The 20493-nt window shown below is 67.5% G+C and carries 22 protein-coding genes; 14 read left to right on the top strand and 8 right to left on the bottom strand.

Annotated features, from left to right (window positions below):
* The first annotated feature begins 47 nt into the window (after positions 1 to 47).
* Positions 48 to 878: a DUF6331 family protein gene (locus C3E87_RS04595; RefSeq protein ID WP_076059917.1), complete on the top strand. Its 831-nt coding sequence runs from the start codon at positions 48 to 50 to the stop codon at positions 876 to 878.
* Positions 879 to 895: 17 nt separating this feature from the next.
* Here C3E87_RS04595 and C3E87_RS04590 read toward each other — a convergent pair whose 3' ends face one another.
* Both C3E87_RS04590 and C3E87_RS04585 read right to left on the bottom strand, forming a co-directional pair.
* Entirely contained in the window at positions 896 to 2059 is a 1164-nt protein-coding gene (locus C3E87_RS04590; protein ID WP_076059915.1) for a site-specific integrase, read from the bottom strand.
* Between the two features lie 60 nt (positions 2060 to 2119).
* The gene (locus C3E87_RS04585; RefSeq protein WP_076059913.1) at positions 2120 to 2347 is read right to left on the bottom strand and encodes a helix-turn-helix domain-containing protein; all 228 of its coding nucleotides are present in this window, start codon (positions 2345 to 2347) and stop codon (positions 2120 to 2122) included.
* A 109-nt stretch (positions 2348 to 2456) separates the two neighbouring features.
* On the opposite strand from C3E87_RS04585, the gene C3E87_RS04580 reads away from it, so the two are divergent.
* Positions 2457 to 3095 carry a helix-turn-helix domain-containing protein gene (locus C3E87_RS04580; RefSeq protein WP_158069041.1) on the top strand — a complete coding sequence of 213 codons (639 nt, stop codon included), beginning with the start codon at positions 2457 to 2459 and terminating at the stop codon, positions 3093 to 3095.
* Between the two features lie 4 nt (positions 3096 to 3099).
* On the opposite strand, the gene mobF is transcribed toward C3E87_RS04580, so the two are convergent.
* Positions 3100 to 5754, bottom strand: coding sequence for a MobF family relaxase (gene mobF / locus C3E87_RS04575; RefSeq protein ID WP_076059908.1), 2655 nt, complete (start codon positions 5752 to 5754; stop codon positions 3100 to 3102).
* A gap of 310 nt (positions 5755 to 6064) precedes the next feature.
* Here mobF and C3E87_RS04570 point away from each other — a divergent pair, with 310 nt between their 5' ends.
* Positions 6065 to 6367 (top strand): hypothetical protein, encoded by a 303-nt coding sequence (locus C3E87_RS04570; RefSeq protein WP_076059905.1) that lies wholly within the window; start codon positions 6065 to 6067, stop codon positions 6365 to 6367.
* Positions 6368 to 6433: 66 nt separating this feature from the next.
* Entirely contained in the window at positions 6434 to 6745 is a 312-nt protein-coding gene (locus C3E87_RS04565) for a hypothetical protein (protein ID WP_076059903.1), read from the top strand.
* A gap of 38 nt (positions 6746 to 6783) precedes the next feature.
* Here C3E87_RS04565 and C3E87_RS04560 read toward each other — a convergent pair whose 3' ends face one another.
* Both C3E87_RS04560 and C3E87_RS04555 read right to left on the bottom strand, forming a co-directional pair.
* Positions 6784 to 7050 carry a hypothetical protein gene (locus C3E87_RS04560; RefSeq protein ID WP_143570887.1) on the bottom strand — a complete coding sequence of 89 codons (267 nt, stop codon included), beginning with the start codon at positions 7048 to 7050 and terminating at the stop codon, positions 6784 to 6786.
* A 65-nt stretch (positions 7051 to 7115) separates the two neighbouring features.
* Complete coding sequence (locus C3E87_RS04555; RefSeq protein ID WP_076059899.1) at positions 7116 to 7571, bottom strand: hypothetical protein; 456 nt, start codon at positions 7569 to 7571, stop codon at positions 7116 to 7118.
* A 360-nt stretch (positions 7572 to 7931) separates the two neighbouring features.
* Here C3E87_RS04555 and C3E87_RS04550 point away from each other — a divergent pair, with 360 nt between their 5' ends.
* The 7 genes from C3E87_RS04550 to C3E87_RS04520 all read left to right on the top strand — a co-directional run bounded on the left by C3E87_RS04550 (position 7932) and on the right by C3E87_RS04520 (position 14017).
* Complete coding sequence (locus C3E87_RS04550) at positions 7932 to 8210, top strand: hypothetical protein (protein WP_076059893.1); 279 nt, start codon at positions 7932 to 7934, stop codon at positions 8208 to 8210.
* Between the two features lie 590 nt (positions 8211 to 8800).
* A complete protein-coding gene (locus C3E87_RS04545; protein WP_076059888.1) occupies positions 8801 to 9046 on the top strand; it encodes a hypothetical protein in 246 nt (81 codons plus the stop codon).
* Positions 9043 to 9384, top strand: coding sequence for a type II toxin-antitoxin system RelE/ParE family toxin (locus C3E87_RS04540; protein ID WP_076060186.1), 342 nt, complete (start codon positions 9043 to 9045; stop codon positions 9382 to 9384). The genes C3E87_RS04545 and C3E87_RS04540 overlap by 4 nt, the downstream gene beginning before the upstream one ends.
* A 147-nt stretch (positions 9385 to 9531) precedes the next feature.
* Positions 9532 to 10530: an ABC transporter permease gene (locus tag C3E87_RS04535; RefSeq protein WP_076059886.1), complete on the top strand. Its 999-nt coding sequence runs from the start codon at positions 9532 to 9534 to the stop codon at positions 10528 to 10530.
* 11 nt (positions 10531 to 10541) lie between these two features.
* Positions 10542 to 11258 (top strand): ABC transporter ATP-binding protein, encoded by a 717-nt coding sequence (locus tag C3E87_RS04530; RefSeq protein ID WP_076059884.1) that lies wholly within the window; start codon positions 10542 to 10544, stop codon positions 11256 to 11258.
* A gap of 61 nt (positions 11259 to 11319) precedes the next feature.
* A complete protein-coding gene (locus C3E87_RS04525; protein WP_076059882.1) occupies positions 11320 to 13329 on the top strand; it encodes a thioredoxin domain-containing protein in 2010 nt (669 codons plus the stop codon).
* 109 nt (positions 13330 to 13438) lie between these two features.
* Positions 13439 to 14017, top strand: a complete 579-nt coding sequence (locus tag C3E87_RS04520; RefSeq protein ID WP_143570886.1) for a DUF1349 domain-containing protein — start codon at positions 13439 to 13441, stop codon at positions 14015 to 14017.
* A gap of 40 nt (positions 14018 to 14057) precedes the next feature.
* On the opposite strand, the gene C3E87_RS04515 is transcribed toward C3E87_RS04520, so the two are convergent.
* From C3E87_RS04515 to C3E87_RS04505, 3 genes are all read right to left on the bottom strand, one after another.
* Positions 14058 to 14495, bottom strand: coding sequence for a hypothetical protein (locus C3E87_RS04515; RefSeq protein ID WP_076059878.1), 438 nt, complete (start codon positions 14493 to 14495; stop codon positions 14058 to 14060).
* Positions 14496 to 14589: 94 nt separating this feature from the next.
* Positions 14590 to 15219 (bottom strand): hypothetical protein, encoded by a 630-nt coding sequence (locus C3E87_RS04510; protein ID WP_076059875.1) that lies wholly within the window; start codon positions 15217 to 15219, stop codon positions 14590 to 14592.
* Between the two features lie 97 nt (positions 15220 to 15316).
* Positions 15317 to 17116, bottom strand: a complete 1800-nt coding sequence (locus C3E87_RS04505; RefSeq protein WP_198928201.1) for an ADP-ribosylglycohydrolase family protein — start codon at positions 17114 to 17116, stop codon at positions 15317 to 15319.
* A 163-nt stretch (positions 17117 to 17279) separates the two neighbouring features.
* On the opposite strand from C3E87_RS04505, the gene C3E87_RS04500 reads away from it, so the two are divergent.
* Genes C3E87_RS04500 through C3E87_RS04490 form a run of 3 tightly spaced genes read left to right on the top strand, consistent with a single transcriptional unit; the run spans position 17280 to position 20483 of the window.
* Positions 17280 to 18053 carry an ABC transporter ATP-binding protein gene (locus C3E87_RS04500; RefSeq protein WP_233120700.1) on the top strand — a complete coding sequence of 258 codons (774 nt, stop codon included), beginning with the start codon at positions 17280 to 17282 and terminating at the stop codon, positions 18051 to 18053.
* On the top strand, positions 18050 to 19120 hold the full coding sequence (locus C3E87_RS04495; protein WP_076059872.1) for a COG1361 S-layer family protein: 1071 nt from the start codon (positions 18050 to 18052) through the stop codon (positions 19118 to 19120). The genes C3E87_RS04500 and C3E87_RS04495 overlap by 4 nt, the downstream gene beginning before the upstream one ends.
* Before the next feature lie 7 nt (positions 19121 to 19127).
* The gene (locus tag C3E87_RS04490; protein ID WP_076059870.1) at positions 19128 to 20483 is read left to right on the top strand and encodes an ABC transporter permease; all 1356 of its coding nucleotides are present in this window, start codon (positions 19128 to 19130) and stop codon (positions 20481 to 20483) included.
* Positions 20484 to 20493 lie beyond the last annotated feature (10 nt).

Genomic DNA, 20493 nt, shown 5'->3' with positions numbered 1-20493 from the left:
CGGGGCCAATCTATCCCGCCAACCCGGCTGCGACCTAGGCTGCTGAGGTGGACAACGACGTCGAAGGGAACGGGTGGCGGCTCATCCGGCCCCCGGCCCTCGAGTTGCAGAACTGGGTCGCGATTGACCACCTCATTCCCGAGGCTGAGTGGTTCTGGGCGTCGTTGCAGCGCTTCTGTGTCCCCGACTGCTGTGGCCTCGCTGCGTACGACTTCTCTGCCGAGTCGGTCGCGTGGGCTTGTGGATGGGGCACCTCGCGACCCACCGAGGGCGACTGGCGGGCTGACAGTCCTGGAGACGCCCGAGAGCTGGCTCGCGCGCTAAGGGTGGCCGCAGAAGTAGTCCGTGGCGTGGACGCGCCGGCCGTGACTGCGAACCTCTTCAACGACATCCTGACCCCCGAGTCGTATGCGGATCTCCTCCTCGATCTTGCTAACAAGGCAGCTCCGAGCGGAGGAAGCGATCTCCCGATCCCGCCTGCTCTTGCGGACCTCATTGATGCAGGCGCCTGGCCCACGCCGACGTCAGCTGATGCACAGAACCTGCGGCCGCTTGCGACCGTGGCGGCGGTCAGCGCGCTCGCTCCAGGCGAGCAGGCGATCTTCCTGAACCCGCCGCCGTTCGCATCGCTTGCAAGCGAAATCGCAGTGAATCCGGACTTCTGGCAATCCCACGGCGCTTTGAGTGAGGTCGACCCTGCCCTCGCCCTTGTCATCGGCGACTTCGGCGCAGGGTCGGACGCCGCGATCGTTCTTGACTACCGACGCAGCCGCGACGAGCCCTCGGTAATGCGGCTTGCCTGGAGCGCACAGGGCAACCATTGGGTGGAAGTTGCGCCGACCTTCGAGCTGTTCGCCCAGGCATTGCAGTTGGGCTGATGGGCCGCGCCGGTGAGTTAACGTGCGGCGGAGTCGTGGGCCAGCTCGGTGGAGAGCACTTCTGCTGCCATCGCCGCCGCGGCCGCTCGCGTCTTGTCTTCGGCCGTCGGCCATAGATGTGCGTAAGTGCCGAGTGTGGTCGTCGCGGAGGCATGGCCCATCGCCCGCTGGACCGTGACGACGTCGCACCCGGCGGCGATGAGGCCACTGGCGAAGTAGTGGCGCAGTTCGTGCAGCTTGTAGCTGACGCTGGCGTCGGTTCGGGTCGAACGCCAGCGGTAGTCGACGAGGTTGTCGTGCCAGGGCTTGCCGCCTTCGTCGAACAGCCACCGGGTCGGCTCGCCCTTCGAAGTGTGCAGGCGGACGTGCTCGGCGAGGACCGTGATGACCTCGTCCGGCAGGTAGATCGTTCGCTCGGACTCGTACTTCGGCGCTCGGATGACCACGGCGATTCCGCCCGCTGCCTCGACGAGGTTCTTGCCCGCCTCAATGTCGGCAGGCTTGGCTCGCTGGAGTTGGCGCGTGACCCGCAGAGTGCGGCCGAGGAAGTCGATGTCCCCAACCTGCACGCCGAGTGCCTCACCGCGACGTAGGCCAGCGAACGCGCAGAGAGCGACGTACGCCGTGAATCCCGGCCGCGATTTCGGTCGCTGCTGTGGCTCGGCCGCGCGGAGCACCTTGGCCACATCGGCGTTGCTGGGGATGCCCATCGCCGCCTCGGCCTTTCGCTTGCGAGGCAGTACGACGCCAATGGTCGGGTCGCTCGCGATGAGGCGATCCGCCACGGCTGCGCGGAAGACGCCGCGCACGATCGTGAACCGGGTGTCGATCGTCGTTGGCGCCAGACGCGCCGTCATGTTCTTCACCCAGGCTTCGATGTGCGAACGCCGGATCGAGCGCAGCGGCATGTCCCCGAACGTCACCCCTGCTGTCGCCAGGTCGGCGTTCTCGCGCGTCGACGAGAGCCAGACCTGCCGCGGCGCCCAGTCGGCGTAGAAGGCCGCGAACGTCACCTTCCCAGCGGCGGGGTCGATCCAGTCACCGCGGACGACCTTCGACTCCTCGGTGGCGACCCACCGCTTCGCCTCGACCTGCCGCCTGAACGACTTGGTGTGCTGCTTGCCAGCTTCGTCGCGATACGACCCGCGCCAGGATTGGCGTTCCTTCCAGACCCAGCCCATGGCTGTCTCCTTCCGAGAGATCTTCATGATGCGCCCGTCCACCGACGGGCGCCGAGCGGTTCAGTGGTGCTGTGGGCGGTTCATCTGCTCGGTGAGCCAGAGGACGACGTCGGCCTTCCAGTAGCGGACGTGGCGGCCGACCTTGAAGCTCCTCGGGCCGGCGCCGGTCACGCGCCAGTAGCGCAGCGTGTTCTCGGGGACGCGGAGCAGAGCGGCGGTTTCGTCGAGCGTGAGCATCTCGTCGCCGAGGTTCTTGCGCGGCTCGGGGATGGAGGGTTGTGCGGTCATGGCGGTTCTCCTCAGTGGATTCGACCCGGGCGGGTTGCGAGGGCGGCGTTTCCGCCTCACCCATGAGGTGTGCATGGCATTCCCATCGATGATCAGCGATCATCGAGAGATGTCCTCCCCGACAGTCATCGAGGCGGCCCGCCGCGCAGCGGGCCTCTCCCAGCGCCGTCTGGCCGAGATCGCGCGGACCCAGCAGTCGTCGATCTCGGAGTACGAGCGCCGACGCAAGTCCCCGACCCTGGAGGTGGTCGAGCGACTCCTCGACGCCGCCGACCACGAGCTGACGGCCAAGCCGATGGTCTTCTGGGACCTCATCGAGGATCCGGAGGTCGGATCGTTCTGGGTGCCGGACAAGCTTTGGGCGGTGCCGGTGCCGAAGTGCTTCGCCAAGGTGCAGGCGTTCAAGTACGTCTTCCCCGCCGAGGTCACCCAGGACTGGACCGAATACGTGCGGACGTGGGACCTGTCCGAGACGGGTCAGCGGATCGACTACTACCAGCTTGTCGTGCAACACGGCATGGACAAGATGGCCGAGGACTCGGTCGATGGGCTCCTGCTGATCCAGGCGTGGCCGGAGATGTCCTTGCCACTGCCCGTGCGCCGCGCCTGGCAGCCACTCATTGACGGGGCAACGAGGCACGACGGACCGGCTCTCGACCCCGGCGGTGTGAGCGAGTGGATGGCCGGGGAGGTCAAACTCGGATGGCCACTACCGAAACGGTGGCGAGGCGCTGTGCGGCGTTCGTAGTCCTTCACAACGTGAGTCCGTGATCGTGGGTTGGTGTGGCAAGAACGCGCTGTTGAGGTAGCGGAGTCGAGTGGCGTCGGGCGTCCGGGCCATAGTGGTCGATCGCCTCGATTGCCTGCCGACGTGCGTGCGCTGGCCCGAGGTCGGCGCGGTCGCGACTGAACGTGTCGATCCACTGCTGCCGAGCGTCCTCGATGGACTCGGCGACGAGGTGAGCGGTGTTGCTGGCTCGGCCACGGGTCATGGCGACGTACGCCGCCGCCGCGCCTGTCGTATCGCCGAGCGCGACGTGGGCGCGATCAACGGTGCCGCCCTGGGCGCCGTGCACCGTGGTCGCGTACGCGAGTTCAACGCACTGCTTGGCGTACTCGGCGGGCACCTGTCGCTCCCGCCCGTGGCCGCGCAACACGAGCTCGCCGCCCTCGCCGATCGCTGTGATGGTCCAGGTCTGGCGGTTGACGACCTGGAGGTCGGGGTCATTGCGCCTGGTGGCGACGCGATCACCGGGGCCGAGCTGCTCGCCGCTGGCGGTCGTGACGCCCTTCTCGCCCTGCTTGCCAGAGTCCCGGCGATCGCGGATCGCCGCGTTCAGATCCGCGACCTGGTCCCGGCGGTCGGCGATGACGAGGTCACCGGCGGCGCCAACCTCCGCCAGTGCTGCGGTCCGTTCGACATCTGAGGCGTGGATGACGATCTGACCGCGTCGATTCAGCTCGTCGAAGACGCTTGCCGGGTCGTCGCCCTTCCGCATCCGCAGACTCAGGGCCGCGTAGCCGGGATCGGCGAACCGGTGCACCGTCTGCAGGGAGACGACCGCGGTCGGGTGAGCCCAGTTGATGGCGTGGTCGAGTACGCCGCCGCGGCCGACAGCGGGCAGCTGGTGGCGATCCCCGACAAACGCGACGCGGGCCCTGGCCTCGTCGGCAACCGTCAAGAGTGCGCGTGCCGTGTCCTGGTCGAGCATCCCGGCCTCGTCGATCAGCAGGAGATCACCCGGTCGCAGGAGTGCCGCCGCATCAGGTGTCGAGTCCTGTCGGGTCCAGTGACCGTCAGCGTCCCAGCGCCAGCCGTGCTGATGGATCAGCCAAGCAGCCGAGCGTCCATCGGCACCCGTCTCGGCGGCCGCGACCTCGGCAGCCTTGAGCGTCGGCGTGACCACCACCAGACGGTGCCCCTGCCGCGCGAGGGCTGCCTGGGTAGTTCGCAGTGCGGTCGTCTTCCCGGACCCAGCCGCGCCCTCAACCACGACGAGGTCGCCGTCGCCGGCCAGCGCGCCGACGACTGCGGCCTGGGCCGGGTCGACGCGGTCCAGGCCGCGCGCACCGATGCGCACCCGTCGAGCGGGCTGGCCACCGCGCCTTGCCACGCGGGCGATCAGGTCGGCCTCGACGGCCAGCACGTGCGGCGACGACAGAGACCGGACGTGTTCCGGTACGTCGCTTCCTGTAAGGAGGCGGCGGCATCGTTCGACGGTGCGGGCCGTGATGTCTTCGGCCAACTCGATCCGCACAGCTGGGTCGGCAATGAGGCAGGTCTGCGCGAGCAGGACCTCGGTCTTCCCGCGGACGTCGGCCTCGTTCCAGGCCGACGCCTTCGCGCCGAGCATGGAGACGATCAGGACTGCAGCGGCGTCTCGGTCGATCCATCCGGGCTGCGTGCCGTTTAGGGCGACGGCCTCGCCGGGATCGCGATAGCCGAGATCCCGCAGTTCCTGGTTCCATCGCTCGATGAGTTCCTGCCCGTCGCGCGGAACAACCTTGTCGGCCCGAGCTTCGGCCCACGCGCGTCGGTCCCACACTTCTCGCAGTCGCGGCCCGGGCTCCTCGCCGCGATGCTCGCTGCGCCACTGAGCCTCGTAGCGCTCGACGTTGCGCCGGATCTGCGAGGCCCTGGCACTGAATGCACCGGCGTACGGCGCGAGCTCACGGATCTCGCACGTCTCAGGGTCGAGAGTGAAACCTCGTGCAGCGAGCGCGGCCCGGAACTCCGGGTCGGTCGCGACCGCAGCATGGCCGATGCCATTGATCGCCCCAATCGAGTCCCGGAAGCCGACCGAGTGGATGCCGCGCCAAGCGCCAGCTGCGTACACGCGGGCATTGATCTGGAGGTGGAGATGGCGGTGCGGGTCGCCGGCGCGGGACGTGTAGTGCCGGATGACCGCGGCCTCGATCCTCTCGACAGGCGCCTGTACCTGACGCCCGCGCGGCCCGACGCGGGTGGTTGCATGGGACGAGACCCACCCGACGATCTCGCTGGCCGCCTTGTCCTGCGCGGCATCCAAGGCGGCAGAGATCTCCGGGTGCAGAGCGGCCGCGAGTGACCAGGTCTTCGGCCCGTTGACGGTGACCTCGACAAACCGCAGCGCGTGCTCGTCCTTGAGGACGCGCCCCTTCCTGCTCCCAGTGTCGATGTCGATGCCGGCGACCCACTGCTCGTAGGTCTCGCCGTCCATCAAGCCCGCATGCTCGACGCCCTCGGGTGTGGCGCTCAAGCGCTCGGCGACGCCGGTGCCCTCGCCGAGGTAGTAGTCATCGGCTCGGGACCGATCACGCTCGACGTAGGCGCGGGCAGCCTTCGCCGCGCCTCTGTAGAACTTCACCCCGCCATGCACCTGAGCCACCCCGATCAAGCGTTCGTCGACTACCGTCGATAACCACATATCCGCAGGTCACAGGCCATTTTCGGCCCCGATTCCTACGATCCTTCGTAGCATGCGTGCCGCCTGAAATGGGGGTGTGGAAAGCGAGGAAAAGTGGGTGATTGAAGGGGAGGTGATGGTGGTTGGTGGAAAGGAATGGAGGCCTGAAAGAGGTGGAGGGGATGGGGGTCAGGGAGACGGACGTGGCGGAGGGCAACCACCACCGCGCCGGAACGCCCGTCGTTCGTCGATGCCGCTAAACGCAACGTGGCTCCCGAGGCTCTCGGAATTTCGAGCACGCCACGGGAAGGATCTCGGCTACCGTCTCGACATGCCAGCTGACGACCTCGGTGTCCTGTCTGACGAACTTCGATCGAACGCCCGCGTCGACACCAACGGCGAGGTGTCCTGGCACGTTCGGGATGCGCCGGCTGTGCTGAGCGAACTGGCCGAGGCCGGTCGAGTGGTGCTCGGTGTCGACATTCGTGATTACGACGAGGTCGGGGCCTTCCTTGAGATCGCCTGGAGCGTCTACCGAGGTGCCGATCCAGTCGAGGCTCGTGAGGCCGCGCTCAGTGCTCTCGCACGAGAAGAACTTCCGGGCGATTGGGCACTGATCACCTGGCAGTCGTGAGTGCAGCCCGACCATGCAGCCGCTCGGTTATGTCAAAACCAGCCGTAGGGCCGCGGCAATGTCGGCATGACTGACGGCATCGACGCATTGGTCCGCGCGCTCGACGAAGCGATCAGTCTTCTTCAGTCGTTCGGCGAGACGCACTGGAGCCGATGGCTCGATGGAGACTGCCGCCGGATCGTCGGGCGAGATGCGTACGGACTCGAGCATCTGCTGCAGGCGTACGGCGGCATGGGCAGCTTCAATGACCTGGTCCTCCATCGCGCAAATGGGCAGGACGGCGACGAGGAAGCGCTTCGCGTGGCAAACGACCGGTTGTGGGATCTGCGAGATGACATCTACGCGAAAGCGAAGAGGCTCCTCCACGAGAGAGGCTGAGCAGTTCGGCCGGGCCTCCCACCTTTCCGCGCGGTGGCCTACGAGTAGACCGGTAGGAAGAAGGCCCAGGCGAGATTCGACATTTCCCCGGCAGCAAATCTGACAAGCCGATCGGGTGCGCGGATCACCCAGACATCCACATCGTGACGTTGCAAGGGGTACGACGGGTGGGCAACCACGATCCGCTGCGACTGGGAGGACCACTCGTGTTCCCAGGGGTTGATGCCCTCCAGGTCGAACTCTTCTCCGTCCCAGCACATGCCCACTGAACGCCAGTTGGGAGTCACAGAAGACGGTTCGGACATGGTCTGACTGTAAGCGACCGAGGCACGCTCACGTCGCGGCCTTCGCGACCGAACCCGGCGAACGGTTAGCTGCCGACTCCAGCGAAGGCTGCCTGGAGGGTCGAGCCCTCGGTCCGCAGGACCGACACGTCCTCAGCGACCACTTCAATGACGCATTCCTTGAGAAGCAGGACGTGGTGTGACAGTCGCGAGAATCGCGAGGGGTCGTGGAGTGGGTGGACTCGGTTTTGTCGCTCGAGTTCGGCGATGCGTTCGCTTTCGTGGACGAGCCCGACCCACAGCACATCGCGAAGGCCTTTCCTATGAAGCCGGTGGCCACGGATGGCCTCGTCGTTGGGGTCAGACAGGCTCGAGTAACGACTGCCGGTCCACACCATGACCAGGCACCGTTGATCCCGGTCGTCTGGATGCGCCTTGAGGGCCAGGGCAGTGCTGCCGAAGTCGTTCGAGACCAGAATGGCCGATGGCGCGTTCGGCTCCCAGGTAACGCCCAACTCAAGGGGAACGACGTGCTCGGCCATCGGCCCACCCTAGTGCGAACAGCTGCGTGAGCAAGACTGTCGCGATGGAATCCGTTTCGAGCCGGCTGGGTCGCAGGATCGCGAGTGACTTCCCCGATCCAGGGTCAGCCGAGGAGGTTACACGGCTCGTCGCTCGCGCCTCTGACTCGGAACGAATCCAGGCGGCGATCGTGTTCGCTGCGCAGGGGGACCCGCGTGAGGTCCTGCGGCAGGTCGAACTCAGTCAGGTGGATTGGCGTGACGTCCTCGTGAACGGCGGCTTGGAGAACGAAGACTGGCCAGCCCTTCTCGATCAACAACTTGGACGGTAGGCATTCGCTCCGCCCGCTCGGCGACGCCCTGCGCTCTAGGCTCTGGGCTGTGCCCGAGAGCCTGTCAGACGAGATGCGTCAGCACCTCGCGGAGCCGTTCCCCGACTCCGTGGAGAAGGGGCTGGATTACGGGGAAGTTGATGCGGTCATGATCGGTGCCGATATCTACGGCTGGGCAATCAGGGCCGGGTCGCTCTCCGAAATCGATCGGTCACGTCTCGCGCAGGCTGCGGACGAACTGCAGAGGTCTATCCCGATGTTTCCGTCAGACGCGCAGCCCTACTACGCGCGCCTTCTCCGGATCGCAAGGCTGGCTCTCGCTGTCTGAAGTGAGCGCACGTGCCGCGCGCGCTTGGGCGGGCCAATCACCTTGACGCCGCTTTGCACCTGCGTCGGAGGAGGGGCCGAGTTCTCCTGGCCCCAGGGCATGCCACACCCCATACATTGATGCCGTGACTCCGTACGGGAAGCGAACTCGCCGGCTCCCCGCGCCTCTACAGGTGGTCTGGGAAGACCTCGTGAACCCGGCCATGACTGGAAGCCGGGTATGGCTCGACCTCCTCGATGATGAAGTCCCCCCACGAGTTGTCGACTCGGAGGCCCCGAATCGGGTGGTGTGGTCGTCCATCTGGCCGAGTCGTCCCGGAGACCAGGTGGTCCTCGAGTTGGCGGAGGCGGGAAGCGACACAGCACTGACGTTCACGCTGTTGGCTGACGGCGACCCGCCTGATGAAAGCAAGACGGGGCACATCCGGCGACGGATCAATCACCTGCTCTTCGCGGACCTCCGGTTTTCTTATGGCCAGTAGTAGCGCGTGCGGATCGAGCCACGAGCGGGGCGTCCGACGAGCCGCTGAGCACGTCCATGCCGCCTAGCAGATCCTCCTCGTTGTCCATGGCCGGGCGTAGACTCGCTGTATGTCGCTGAGCGAATCGGAGTTCTACGAGGCGGGGATGTCCCTGCCTCCTGACGTGCGCAAGCACGTTGCTCTGAGGCTGCTCGAATCGGTCGACTCGGATGAGGCCTTCGACATCGCGTCGGAGACGTGGCTGCGCATCGAGGCGGCAGCCGCCTACGACGCGCTGAAAGCTGACCCGACCCGCGGGATTCTGGCCGAGGATGTTCGCGCGGAGTTCGAAGCGAAGTGGGCCGCCCGTTCATGACGGGCCGAATCAACTACACCCCCGAAGCGCAGCAGCAGCTCAACGAACTCGACGACTGGATCACCAAAGCGGCGTCGGCCGAAATCGCCCAGCGCTTCGTCTCGTCGATCCTCGACCACATCGACGGCATCCTCGTCTTCCCGCTCGCCGGGCGAGCTCGCGACGACGTCCGCGCGGACATGCGGACGATCACCTTCAAGAAGCGGACGCTCATCGCCTACGAGGTCGATGAGTCTTCGGGTGAGCTCGTCGTCAACGTCCTCGGCGTCTTCCACGGTGGCCAGGACTGGGAGACCGCACTCAGCGAGGACCGCGACGAGCCGGAGGTAGGCCGATGAGGGGTTCGTGCGTGGCAAAAACGTGGCAGGAGAGTCGTCAGCGACCGCTCGCGACCAACGCCCGCCAACGCGTTTCCGCAGGTCAGCCGCACAATGCCACCAACGACCGTCAACAGCCGCTGAGCGTGCCGCGCTTCCATGACGTACATGGGCATGGTTGACGCGGATCTGGCGCTGAACTTCCAGCACGCCGGTGCCGGCACTGCGGCGCAGTTCGACGACGCCGTGGCCACGTTTGCGGCGGACGCCGAGGTGGAGGAGTTCGTGGCGCACACCACCACTCGCCATGATCTGGTGACGTCGGAAGGGGAGACCACCAGCCTCTACGTGGCCAACGGCGACCAGCAGACGCTGCCGGTGACGTACGCCGACGGGCGCTCCCCGCAGCACGACGGCGAGGTGGCCCTCTCCCTGCTGGCGCTGGCCGAGACGGGCCACCGCGTCGGCGACACCGTCTCGCTCACCGTCGCCGGCGAAACCAGGCAACTGGCCGTCGTCGGTAGCTACCAGGACATCACCAACGGAGGCAAGACCGCCCGCGCCCTGCTGCCCACGGACGGCGCGGAGGTCATGTGGTACTCCCTCGCGGTCACGCTGGGCGAGGGAGTCGACGGTGGGGCGAAGCTCGCCGAGTACGCCCAGGCCTGGCCCGAAGCCCGGCCGGCCCAGATGCGCGATTTCCAGGACCAGCAACTCGGGCCGATCAGCGAACGGGTGACCCAGGTGGCGTTCCTCTCCGGCGGGGTCGCGCTGGCCCTGGCCGTGCTGATGACCGCGATGTTCACCCGGATGCTGCTCGCCGGCGACGCCTCGCAGATCGCCGTCCAGCGCGCCGTCGGGGCGCCCGACAGTTCCATCCGCGCCCAGTACCTGACCCGCATCCTCGCGGTGCTGGCGCTGGGGGTTCCCCTGGGTATCGCGCTGGCGCTCACCGTCGGTCAGGGACTGTTCAACCTCCTGTTCGAGGGCATGTTCGGCGGGCTCTCCCAGCTGTTCCAAGGCACCAGCCGCATCGAGTTCATCACCAACCCGTGGCTGACGGCCGTGGCGTTGCCGGCGGCGTTGTTCGTCGCCGTCGGCTCTGCCACGGTGGCCGCCACCCGCACGATCCGAACCGCCCGCGTCTCCTCGCTGGTGACCGAATGAAAGGCGACACCATGACCACCACCACCGCCCCTGAACCGATGGTCTCCGAGGTGCCGGGGCGCTCGGACGTCCCCGCCATCCTCACCGGCCGCAACCTCGTGAAGCGCTTCGGCGCGACCACCGCGCTGCACGGCGTCGACATCGACATCCGGGAGGGCGAGTTTCTCAGCATCATGGGCCCGTCGGGCTGCGGCAAATCGACCCTCCTGTACGCCCTGAGCGGGATGGACGTCCCCACGGAGGGCACCGTCCAGCTCGACGGGACTGAGCTCACACGGTTGTCCCAGAAGGAACTCGCCCAGGTGCGGCTGACGAGGATGGGCTTCGTCTTCCAGCAGATCCACCTGCTGAAGAACCTGTCGCTGCTCGACAACGTGGTCCTTCCCGCGCACCTGGCCAGGCTCGCACCCCGCGCTGAGCTCCTGGCGCAGGCGCGGGCCCTGATGGCGCGCGTGGGGGTGGCCCATCTGGCAGACCACGACATCTCGCAGGCCTCCGGGGGGCAGTTGCAGCGGGTGGGCATCTGCCGGGCTTTGATCAACCGCCCGCGGGTCCTCTTCGCCGACGAACCGACGGGGGCCTTGGATTCGACGGCTGCCGGTGAGGTGCTCGAGATCCTGGGCGAGCTGAACCGGGACGGCAGCACCATCGTGATGGTGACCCACGACCCCGGGGTCGCCGCGCGCACGCACCGCGTCGTCGAGATGCGCGACGGGGGCATCCTCTGATCGGCCCCCACCTGTGGGTCCGCGAACGGGTCCGGGGCCCCACCGGATACCCTTGGGGACTATGGTCAACCGCCTTGCCCAGTCGTCCAGCGACTACCTCCGCCAGCACTCCCATCAACTCGTCGACTGGTGGGAATGGTCCGACGAGGCGCTGGGCAGCGCGCGGGAACTGGAACGTCCCATCCTGCTGTCGGTGGGCTACGCGTCGTGCCACTGGTGCCACGTGATGAGCCACGAGTCGTTCGACGATCCTGAGATCGCCGAGTACATCAACGACCACTTCGTGGCCATCAAGGTGGACCGTCAGCAGCACCCTGACGTGGACGCCGTGTTCATGACTGCCACCCAGGCGATGAACAACGGTTCGGGCGGCTGGCCCATGACGGCGTTCCTGACGCCCGAGGGCAAGCCCTTCTTCACCGGCACCTACTTCCCGCCGGAGGCCGGCCCCGGCATGCCGTCGTTCCGGCAGGTGCTGGAGTCGATGGCCGACGCGTGGCACCACCGTCGCGACAAGGTGCGCGGCTCGGCCGAGTACCTCGTCAACGTGCTGTCCTCCCGCGCGGACACAGTCACGGGGGAGACGCCGGATCTGCGCAAGGCGATCGACGACGTCGAGGCGGCCTTCGACGTGATCCACGGCGGCTTCGGCACCCAGCCGAAGTTCCCCAACCCCACGCTGCTGGACGCGCTCCTGGTCAAGGGTGACCCCCGTTCCCTCGAGATCGCGCAGCGCAGCCTGGAGCACATGGCCCGCGGCGGCATCTACGACCAGGTGGGCGGCGGTTTCCACCGCTATTCGGTGGACCCGGGCTGGGTGGTGCCGCACTTCGAGAAGATGCTGTACGACAACGCGCTCCTGCTGGGCACCTACGTGCGCGGCTGGCGTCGCACCGCAGATCACGACGGTGGCCTGCGCGCGCTGTTCGAGCGCACCGCGTACGGCATCGTCGAATGGCTTGAGCGGGAGATGGTCAGCGAGCAGGGCGCGTTCATCTCCGCCCTGGATGCGGATTCCTGTGACATCCGCGGCGCCGTGCACGAGGGCATCTTCTACCTCTGGAACCCCGAGCTGCTCGTCGACGCGCTGGGCGCCGAGCTCGGTGACTGGGCCGCAGACGTCTTCCACGTCACCAAGGGCGGCACCTTCGAAGACGGCCTCTCCACGCTGCAGTTGCGTGGCCGGCCGGATTACGCGCGCCTCGACGAGGTCGCCGGCAAGCTGCTTGAAGAGCGCGAGACGCGCTTCCGGCCCGCGTCGGACAACATCGTGGTCGCCTCCTGGAACGGCTGGATGGTCTCCTCCCTCGTCACCGGCGCCATGATCTTCGGCGAGAAGGGCTGGTTGGAACTCGCCTTGCGGGCTGCGGAGTACCTGGCCGAGGTGCATCTGGTCGACGGTGAGCTGCGCCGCACCTCGCGCGACGGGGTGGCTGACGTCGCCGTCGGTGGCGCTGAGGACTTCGGCGCGGTGGCGGAAGCCTTCGCGCTGCTTTCCGGAGCCACCGGCGACTCCGCGTGGTTGCGCAGGGCGGAGGCCCTCCTGGAGCGGGCCGACGAGTTCTTCAGCCACGCCGACGGCGGGTTCTACGACTCTGTCGATACCGGCCTGTTCGAGCGCCCGCGTTCCCTCACCGACAACGTGTCGCCCAGCGGCACCTCGGCCCTCATCGCCGCGCTGCGCGTGGTGGCACAGCTGGCCGAACGCCCGGGCTTCAGCGAGCGCGCAGACCGCGCCGCCCGCACCACCTGGGCCAGCGTGGCCGAGCACCCGCGGTTCGCCGGTGCGTCGCTGGCAGACCTGCTGGTCTCCGACGAGGCGCGGCGTGGCCTCAAGCCCGCCGTCGCCGTCGTGGTGAGCGATGATCCGTTCGGTGAACTGGCCCGCGCGTCCTGGCGCCTCGCTCCGGCGGGGTCCTTTGTGGTCACGGCCCCTGAGGGCGCCGAGGGCTGGGGATCGCACTTCGACCAGCGACCCGGCGGCTTCGTCTATGTCTGCCGGGGCACCGTGTGCTTCGACCCGGTCAATGACTACAACGACCTCAAGACGCCGCTCTGGTCCCGCGTCTGACGCTGCTTTGGCTCACCGCCGTGAGCAATTGGATAGGGTCGTGATGCGACACGCCGGGGGATCTGTAACCGCACGTGACCCCATCCAAATGCTCACGGAGGCAGCGACGATGCAGCGCTTGAACTGGAACGACGGCACCTGGACCACCCCTCCAGTGGAGGCTCGCGAGGAGGGCACTGACCTCTTCGTCACGGCAGCCGAGAAGTCCGACGCCTGGCGCATCACCTCCTACGGGTTCGAGCGCTACAACGCGCACGCCCTCGTCGCGCCCCTTGCTCAGGACTCCGCGATGGAGGTGGTCTTCACCGCGAACTTCGACGAGCAGTTCGATCAGGCGGGCATCTTCCTCACCGCCGGTCCCGACGCGTGGGTGAAGGCCGGCGTGGAGTTCGCCGATGGACACCCCATGGTGGGAGCAGTGGTCACCAACCCGCTCTCCGACTGGTCGACGTCGCCCGTCGACGAGTGGCAGGGGAGGAGGGTCCGGGTGCGGCTGTCGCGCTCCGGCGACGCGGTCACCGTCCGGGCGGGCCTCGACGGTGGGGAACTGCGCCTGGTCCGGCTTGCCGCGTTCCCCGCCGACGCGGAGGGCCAGGCCGGTCCGTTCACCTGTGCGCCCGAGCGTGCCGGGCTGTCGGTGCGCTTCCACGAATGGTCCCTGGGCCCGGCGGACTTGTCATTGCACTGAGCAGTGGCGGCCGGCTGACCGCCCCGCCGCGACGGGCTGACTACAGGAACGACAGGTCGGTTCGGGCGACGGTGTAGCCCTCGGAGCGCAGGTCGTCAGCCACCTCGTCGGCGTACTCGCCGGGCAGCACGAGGGCGTCACCCTTGAGCGACGTGATGTCGCCGTCGTACTTGAGGATGAGCGACTTGGGGAACCACTCCAACATCCGCGCCTGCAGCCACGTGGGGTAGTAGCGGTCCGCCACTCCGGGGATGGCATCAGGTCTGAACGGCTCCGAGAGATCGATGTCGTCCATCTTCATGCCCAGGTTCTTCTCGACCAGGTACTGGTACTCGTACGGGTCCATCAGTTCCTTGAACTCCGCCCATGTGGTGGCGTTGTTCAGCGCCCGGCGGATGCGGGCGACTTGGTGGGCCTCATCGCGCCGTGCGAAGACTGCCTGGCCGAACTCGTTGTTGGTCGTGTACAGGATCTCCATGGCCACTCCTCGTCACAGCGTGCTCGTTGTGGCTTCCAGGCTAGCCCGCTCCCCGACGGAGCGGCGCCCGACAGCACCGACTCGGGCGGAAGGGTCAGCTGGCGACCAGGATCTCGCAGTCGTCGCACCACCGCGTGGCCAACGACACCCGGATGAAGCACGACGGGCAGACGAGGCCCGTGGGGGTGACGCGCTCGGCGTCGTACTTGACGGGAGCCTTTGCCTTCGGCGCTGCCGCCACACGGGGAGTCCGCGTGGCTGCTGCCGCTGCCGGGGCCTGAGCCTTTACCGGGGCTGCCTTGGGGCGGGTCAACTTGTTGCCCATGGGATCCAGTTCTGCCACAAGGCCTTCGGCGGCCTGGGCCGCGTCATCTGCCGTGGTCTCCTGACGCCACCACCACGAGACGCGGTGCTCCGCCTTGTGTGCCGCGTTCATCAGGTTGTTGATCTTGGCCGGGCCGCCGTCCGTCGTGGACGGGGAGACGACGGAGTAGTCCCCGTGCGAGTTCGAGACGCTGGCCAGGTCATCGGTATGGCCGAGGTAGACGACCTTGTCAGCGACAACCCAGGCGAAAAGACCGGGGCCGGCGGCCGTCGACGGCTCCACCACGAGCTGGCAGAACGGACCGGCCTTTGGAGCTATCGGAATGCGGAGGTCCCAGTCTGTCACCTTGACCTTCGACGGGGTGAATTCAAGTTCCTTCAATTGCTCCGTGTGCCGCATGCCGCTTCCTCCCGCAACGGCGATCTTTGGATCGCCGTCTTCACGATAAACCGCGAGGTGGGGTCGCGTCATCCTGAGGGCGTGTCGGATGTGCGTTTCAGACGTTGTGTCGGTGGATGATTTCCAGGAATGTGGGATTCGGTTGAGCGTTTGGATGAATCTCCTGCAGCGCACGCAGCGCCTCGGCGGCGGGCACGCCCAGCGCCTCAGCGGCGTAGAGGGACGCCACCGTGGGGGTCCGCGACTGCCCGGACACGCAGTGGATCAACACCGTCAGCCCCTCGGCCCGCAGGCTGGCCACCATGTGGGCAGCCTCCGTGAGCACATGGTCGAGGTGTGGGTTGTCCTCGTAACCGCGGTCTGAGAGCCAGACCTCAATGCGGTTGTCCGGCGCGATGCCCTTGGCCAGCTCGTCCGCGTCCGAGGGCCGGCAGAGCGAGACCACCGCGTCGATGCCCTCGGGTGGCGTGGATCCGGCGTGGTAGCCGCCCACGAAGAGGCCGCTGTCGAGCGGGTGCTGGAAGAAGTTGTCCAGGCCCGGTTGCACGGTGTAATCGGCGGGGAAGATCTGCGCGGCCATCTCCTTGAGGTCTTTCGCGCGGAGCCCCGGCCAGCCGTGCAGACGGCGGGTCCACTGCAGGGGGATGGCCGAGTAGCCCCACCTGGCTCCCAGCAACCCACCGGCGATGGCCGCGACGGTGTCTGTGTCGTGTCCGACCCTGACCGCGTTCTCCAACGCCAGGCGGAAGTGATCAGCCGGGTCCTCCCGGGGGACCGGCGTCTGCACGATGGCGGCGTAGGCCGCCTGCAACGCGTGCACTGTCCAGCCGTTCTTCGAGAACGTGGCCGGGGGCAGCGTCTCCGCCTCGTCGAGGCGCTCCGCCCAGTAGTTGCGGCGCTCCTTCGGGATGTAGGGGAGCGCCTCTCGCACGCCGTCGAAGTTCTCCAACTGGACGGCGTGGGCGATGGCGATCGACCAGATCACGCACGCGTCGCCCGCGATGGGGTCTGCGTGCGTCAACTCCGCGATGCGCCGTGCCACGCTGGCCACGATGAGCGGCGTGGTGTCGAACAGCGCGACGGGGGCCGTGCGCATGAGGGCACCGTTGCCCGCGCTGCGGGTGGGATTGGCGGCGAAGTACTGCCGCGCCGCCTGCGTCAGGTCGTCGGCGTACCCGGCGTCTGCCATGCGCATGACGGCGCGGGTCTGGACACCCACGTCCGGCGGGTTGCTGGCGAGCCAGGCCCCGAAGTTCGTGGCGATGGCGTCGCGGGCCTGAGCCGTGCGGGGATCCATCCGCTGGTTGAAGACGTGCGCGATACACACCGCCATCGACGTGTCGTCCGTCCACTCGCCGGGGGCGAAATCGCCCAGCCCGCCGCCGATCATGCCCACCGGCGCATCCGGGGCGAGCGTGGGCCCGAACTCGTAGCCGGCGCCCAGCGCATCCCCGACGGCGGTGCCGACGAGCAGGCCCGCGGCCCGGTCCCGCGAGACGTGGAACGCCCGCTGGGGGCGCCAGGCCAGGGAGGCGGCGAGCGCCCCGGGCAGGTCGTGGCCGAGGACCTCGACGAGGCCCCGCGCCGTGGCCAGGGCAGCGGCCTCGATGTCCTCCTCGCGGCCGCCCTCGATGCCGATCCACCAGTTCGGCATGCCGTCATCAGGGCGGGTGAAGCCCAACTGTTCCAGCGCTGCGCACTGTTCCTCGGTGAGCTGCACGTCCTCGTCGTCGATGTAGGAGTTGGACTCGATCTCAATGATCAGGTCGTCCCCGTCCGAGGCCATCTGGTAGTACCCCCAGACCAGATCGATGACCTTGCTGTCATCGGTGCCGTGCACCTCACGTAGCAGACCCGCGATCGCATCGCGTAGGTCCAGGATGTTCTCAGTATTCAAAGCCGTCCTCCTTGCCCCCGTTATTGGCTTGTGTTTCCACGGTAGGGCCGGCGTCTGACATTTCCGCTCGGCGCTCGGCACTGCGCCCTTCTCCCGGGTCGGGGCAGCGTCGACGACGGGGGACCGCTATGTTTCTTCTACCACGACACAAGGGGGGTGCCTGGTGCCACCGAAGACACAGCGGCCGCCGCTGCCGGACGTCGGCCAACCCCTCGTGCAGACGCGTGACCTGAGCAAGATCTTCCGCGTCGGCGACTCCCGGGTGGTCGCCCTGAACCGGGTCAACCTCACCATCCCGCGGGGCAGCTTCACCGCCGTCGTGGGCACCTCCGGTTCCGGCAAGTCGACGCTGCTGAACATGCTCGGCGGCCTCGAGAAGCCGACGGCGGGCGAGGTGTTCGTCGCCGGCCAACCGCTGCACAGGTTCAGCGAGTCCCAACTGGTCACCTACCGCCGCGAGCAGGTGGGCTTCATCTTCCAGTCGTTCAACCTGCTGCAGTCGCTCACCGCCCTCGACAACGTCGCGATGCCCTTGAGTTTCCGGGGCATCCCGAAGCGCACCCGGCAGGCCCGCGCCCGGGCGATCCTCACGCAACTCGGGCTCGCCGGGCACCTCCACCACAAACCGAGCCAGCTCTCCGGCGGCCAGCAGCAGCGCGTCGGCATCGCCCGCGCCATGGCCGTCCAGCCCACCCTCGTCTTCGCCGATGAGCCCACCGGCAACCTTGATTCGCGCACCTCGGAAGAGACGCTGCGCCTCTTCCGCGCCGTCATCCAGCGCTTCCAGCAGACGTGGATCATGGTCACCCACGACCACCACCTCGCTTCGTTCGCCGACACGATCATCAGCATCGGGGACGGCCGCATCACCGACATCTCCCAGACGGAACACGCCCAGACGGGCCCCGTCGTCACTACCCAGAAGGTCGCGCCATGAAGATGATCCACCGCCTCATGCTCGTGCTGATGATGGTGTCCAGCCTGAGCCTCATCCCGCTCGCCAGCGCGGCGGGGGACCCCACCACGGACGGCGGCGTCCTGGGCGACGGCGGCACCGAGGGTGCGCCGGTGGGCGAACCACCCGCGCCTCCCGTCGTCGTGCCGGGCGTGTCCACCCCGCGCGTCATCCTGTCAGGGTTCACGACGAACCCGGCGGAGGTGCAGGCCGGCGACGACTTCCAGGTCACCTTCACGCTGCGCAACACCTCCACGAAGACGCGCGTGCAGAACATGAAGGTCACGCTGACGTCGGCCGACGCGGCCTTCCTGCCGGCCAACGGCTCGTCGTCGCTGTACCTCAGCCGCATCGGCGCCGACCAGATCGAGTCAGGCACGATGAACTTCCACTCGCTGCCCTCCCTGGAGGAGAAGCCGTACCAGCTGACGATCAGCATCGAGTACGAGGACAGCCAGGCCAACGCCTACTCGGCCCAGGAGACGGTCTCCATCCAGGTCAAGCAGAACATCCGCGCCGACGCGTCGGCCCCGCAGTTGCTGCCGCCGCAGTTGACGATGGGTCAGGACGCCTCGCTGACCTTCAGCATCTTCAATCAGGGCAAGACCAAGCTCTACAACGCCAAGGCCTCCATCGCCGAGGGCCAGCCCATCGTCGGCCAAGAGGTGTTCGTCGGCACTGTCGACGCCGGGGCCAGCGGAGCCGTCGATATGACGGTGCAGGCGGTGGAGGAGGCCGCCGGGCCCGTGACCGTCACCGTGTCCTATGAGGACGTCGACGGCAACGTGAGCACCATGGACAAGACCCTCGAGGTCGCCGTGATGGCACCCATGCCGATGGAGGAGCCGGGCCAGTGGGAGGAGCCCATGCCGGAGGAGGGCGCGGGTTTCCCCTGGATCCCGGTGCTCGTCGGCGGCGGCCTGCTCCTGCTGTTCCTGATCATGGCGTTGCTCGTGGTCCGGCGTCGCCGGCGCAGGCGCGCCGAGACGGAGGACATGGAGTCGCTGGCGGCACTCGGCGACCCGCTCATCGGCGCGGAAGTCCGCTGAGTCCTCGATGCGTTGGTCCGATCTCCTCGCGACGAGCTTCGCGAGCCTGCGTCAGCGACTGTTCCGCACGTCGCTGACGGTGCTGGGCGTGCTCATCGGCACCACCGCGGTGATCGTGATGGTGTCGCTGGGGGTAGGGCTCTCGTCGAGTTTCACGGCCCAGTTCCAGAACATCAACCTGCGCCAGGTGTCCGTGAACGGGGCCCCGGCGCCCGAACAGGTGGGCGTCGGCGGGCCCACCAAGATGAACGAGGCCATGCGCACCTTCCTGGCGTCGACGCCAGGTGCGACTGCCGTGTGGCCCGTGTACCTGGCTGACCTGGAGATCAGTGTCGGCACCACCAAGCAGTACCTCCAGATCCAGGGCCTCCCAGCCGAAGCCTTCCCGGAGATGGAGCTCGAGCTCGCATGGGGCGAAATGCCGCAGCAGGGCACGTTCGGCCTGCTGCTCGGCGACAGGGTGGACGAGCAGTTCTGGGACCCGATGACCGGCATGCCCATGGACATCGACTTCAGGACCCAGACCCTCTTCGGCACGGTCGCCACCTGGGGGGAGTACGGCCCCGTGCCGATCGACGGCGCCCCGGCGCCTGGCGACGACCCGGCGGCGCCCCCGAAACCTGCGAAGCGGCACATCCTGCCTGTCATCGGCGAACTCCACAGCGACCTCGCGGAAGACCAGTGGGGGCCGTACTCGACGTCGGTGTGGGCGGATCTCGACGGCATGATCGAGTGGCTACGGAAGGCCATGCCGGGCAAGGCGTTGCCGAACCAGCCCGCCACATCGGACGGGAAGCCGCTGGGCAAGGACTTCATCTACACCGAGTTCAAGGTGCTGACGGACAGCCCGGAGGACGCGGAGGCGGTGCTCAACACGCTGCGGGACCAGGGCTATCAGGCATATGCGGAGATCGAGTGGATCCGGCAGTCGCAGGAACAGGGGCTGATCATCCAGGCGGTGTTCGGCGGCATCGGTTTCATCTCGCTGCTGGTGGCGGCCATCGGCATCGCCAACACGATGATGATGAGCGTCTACGAGCGCACCAGGGAGATCGGCATCATGAAGGTGATGGGAGCCGCCCTCGGTGACATCCGCAAGATGTTCCTGATCGAGGCCTCGAGCATCGGGTTCTTCGGCGGCCTCATCGGGCTGTTGTTGTCGCTGGGCGTCTCCGCGGTGCTGAACGCCACCCTGGGATCGCAGATGGTCACCGGTGCCGAGGGCGGCCAGGTGTCGATCATCCCCGTGTGGTTGATGGTGGGGGCCGTCGGCTTCGCCACGCTGATCGGTACCGTCGCCGGCGTGCTTCCGGCGCAGCGCGCGATGAAACTCAGCCCGCTGGCCGCCATCCGCGCCGAGTAGGGGACCGTCA

This window comes from Tessaracoccus sp. ZS01 (assembly GCF_022342445.1).
Lineage (GTDB): Bacteria > Actinomycetota > Actinomycetes > Propionibacteriales > Propionibacteriaceae > Arachnia.
Note: the sequence above shows the minus strand (reverse complement) of the source record. Positions and strands in the feature narration are given on the sequence as shown.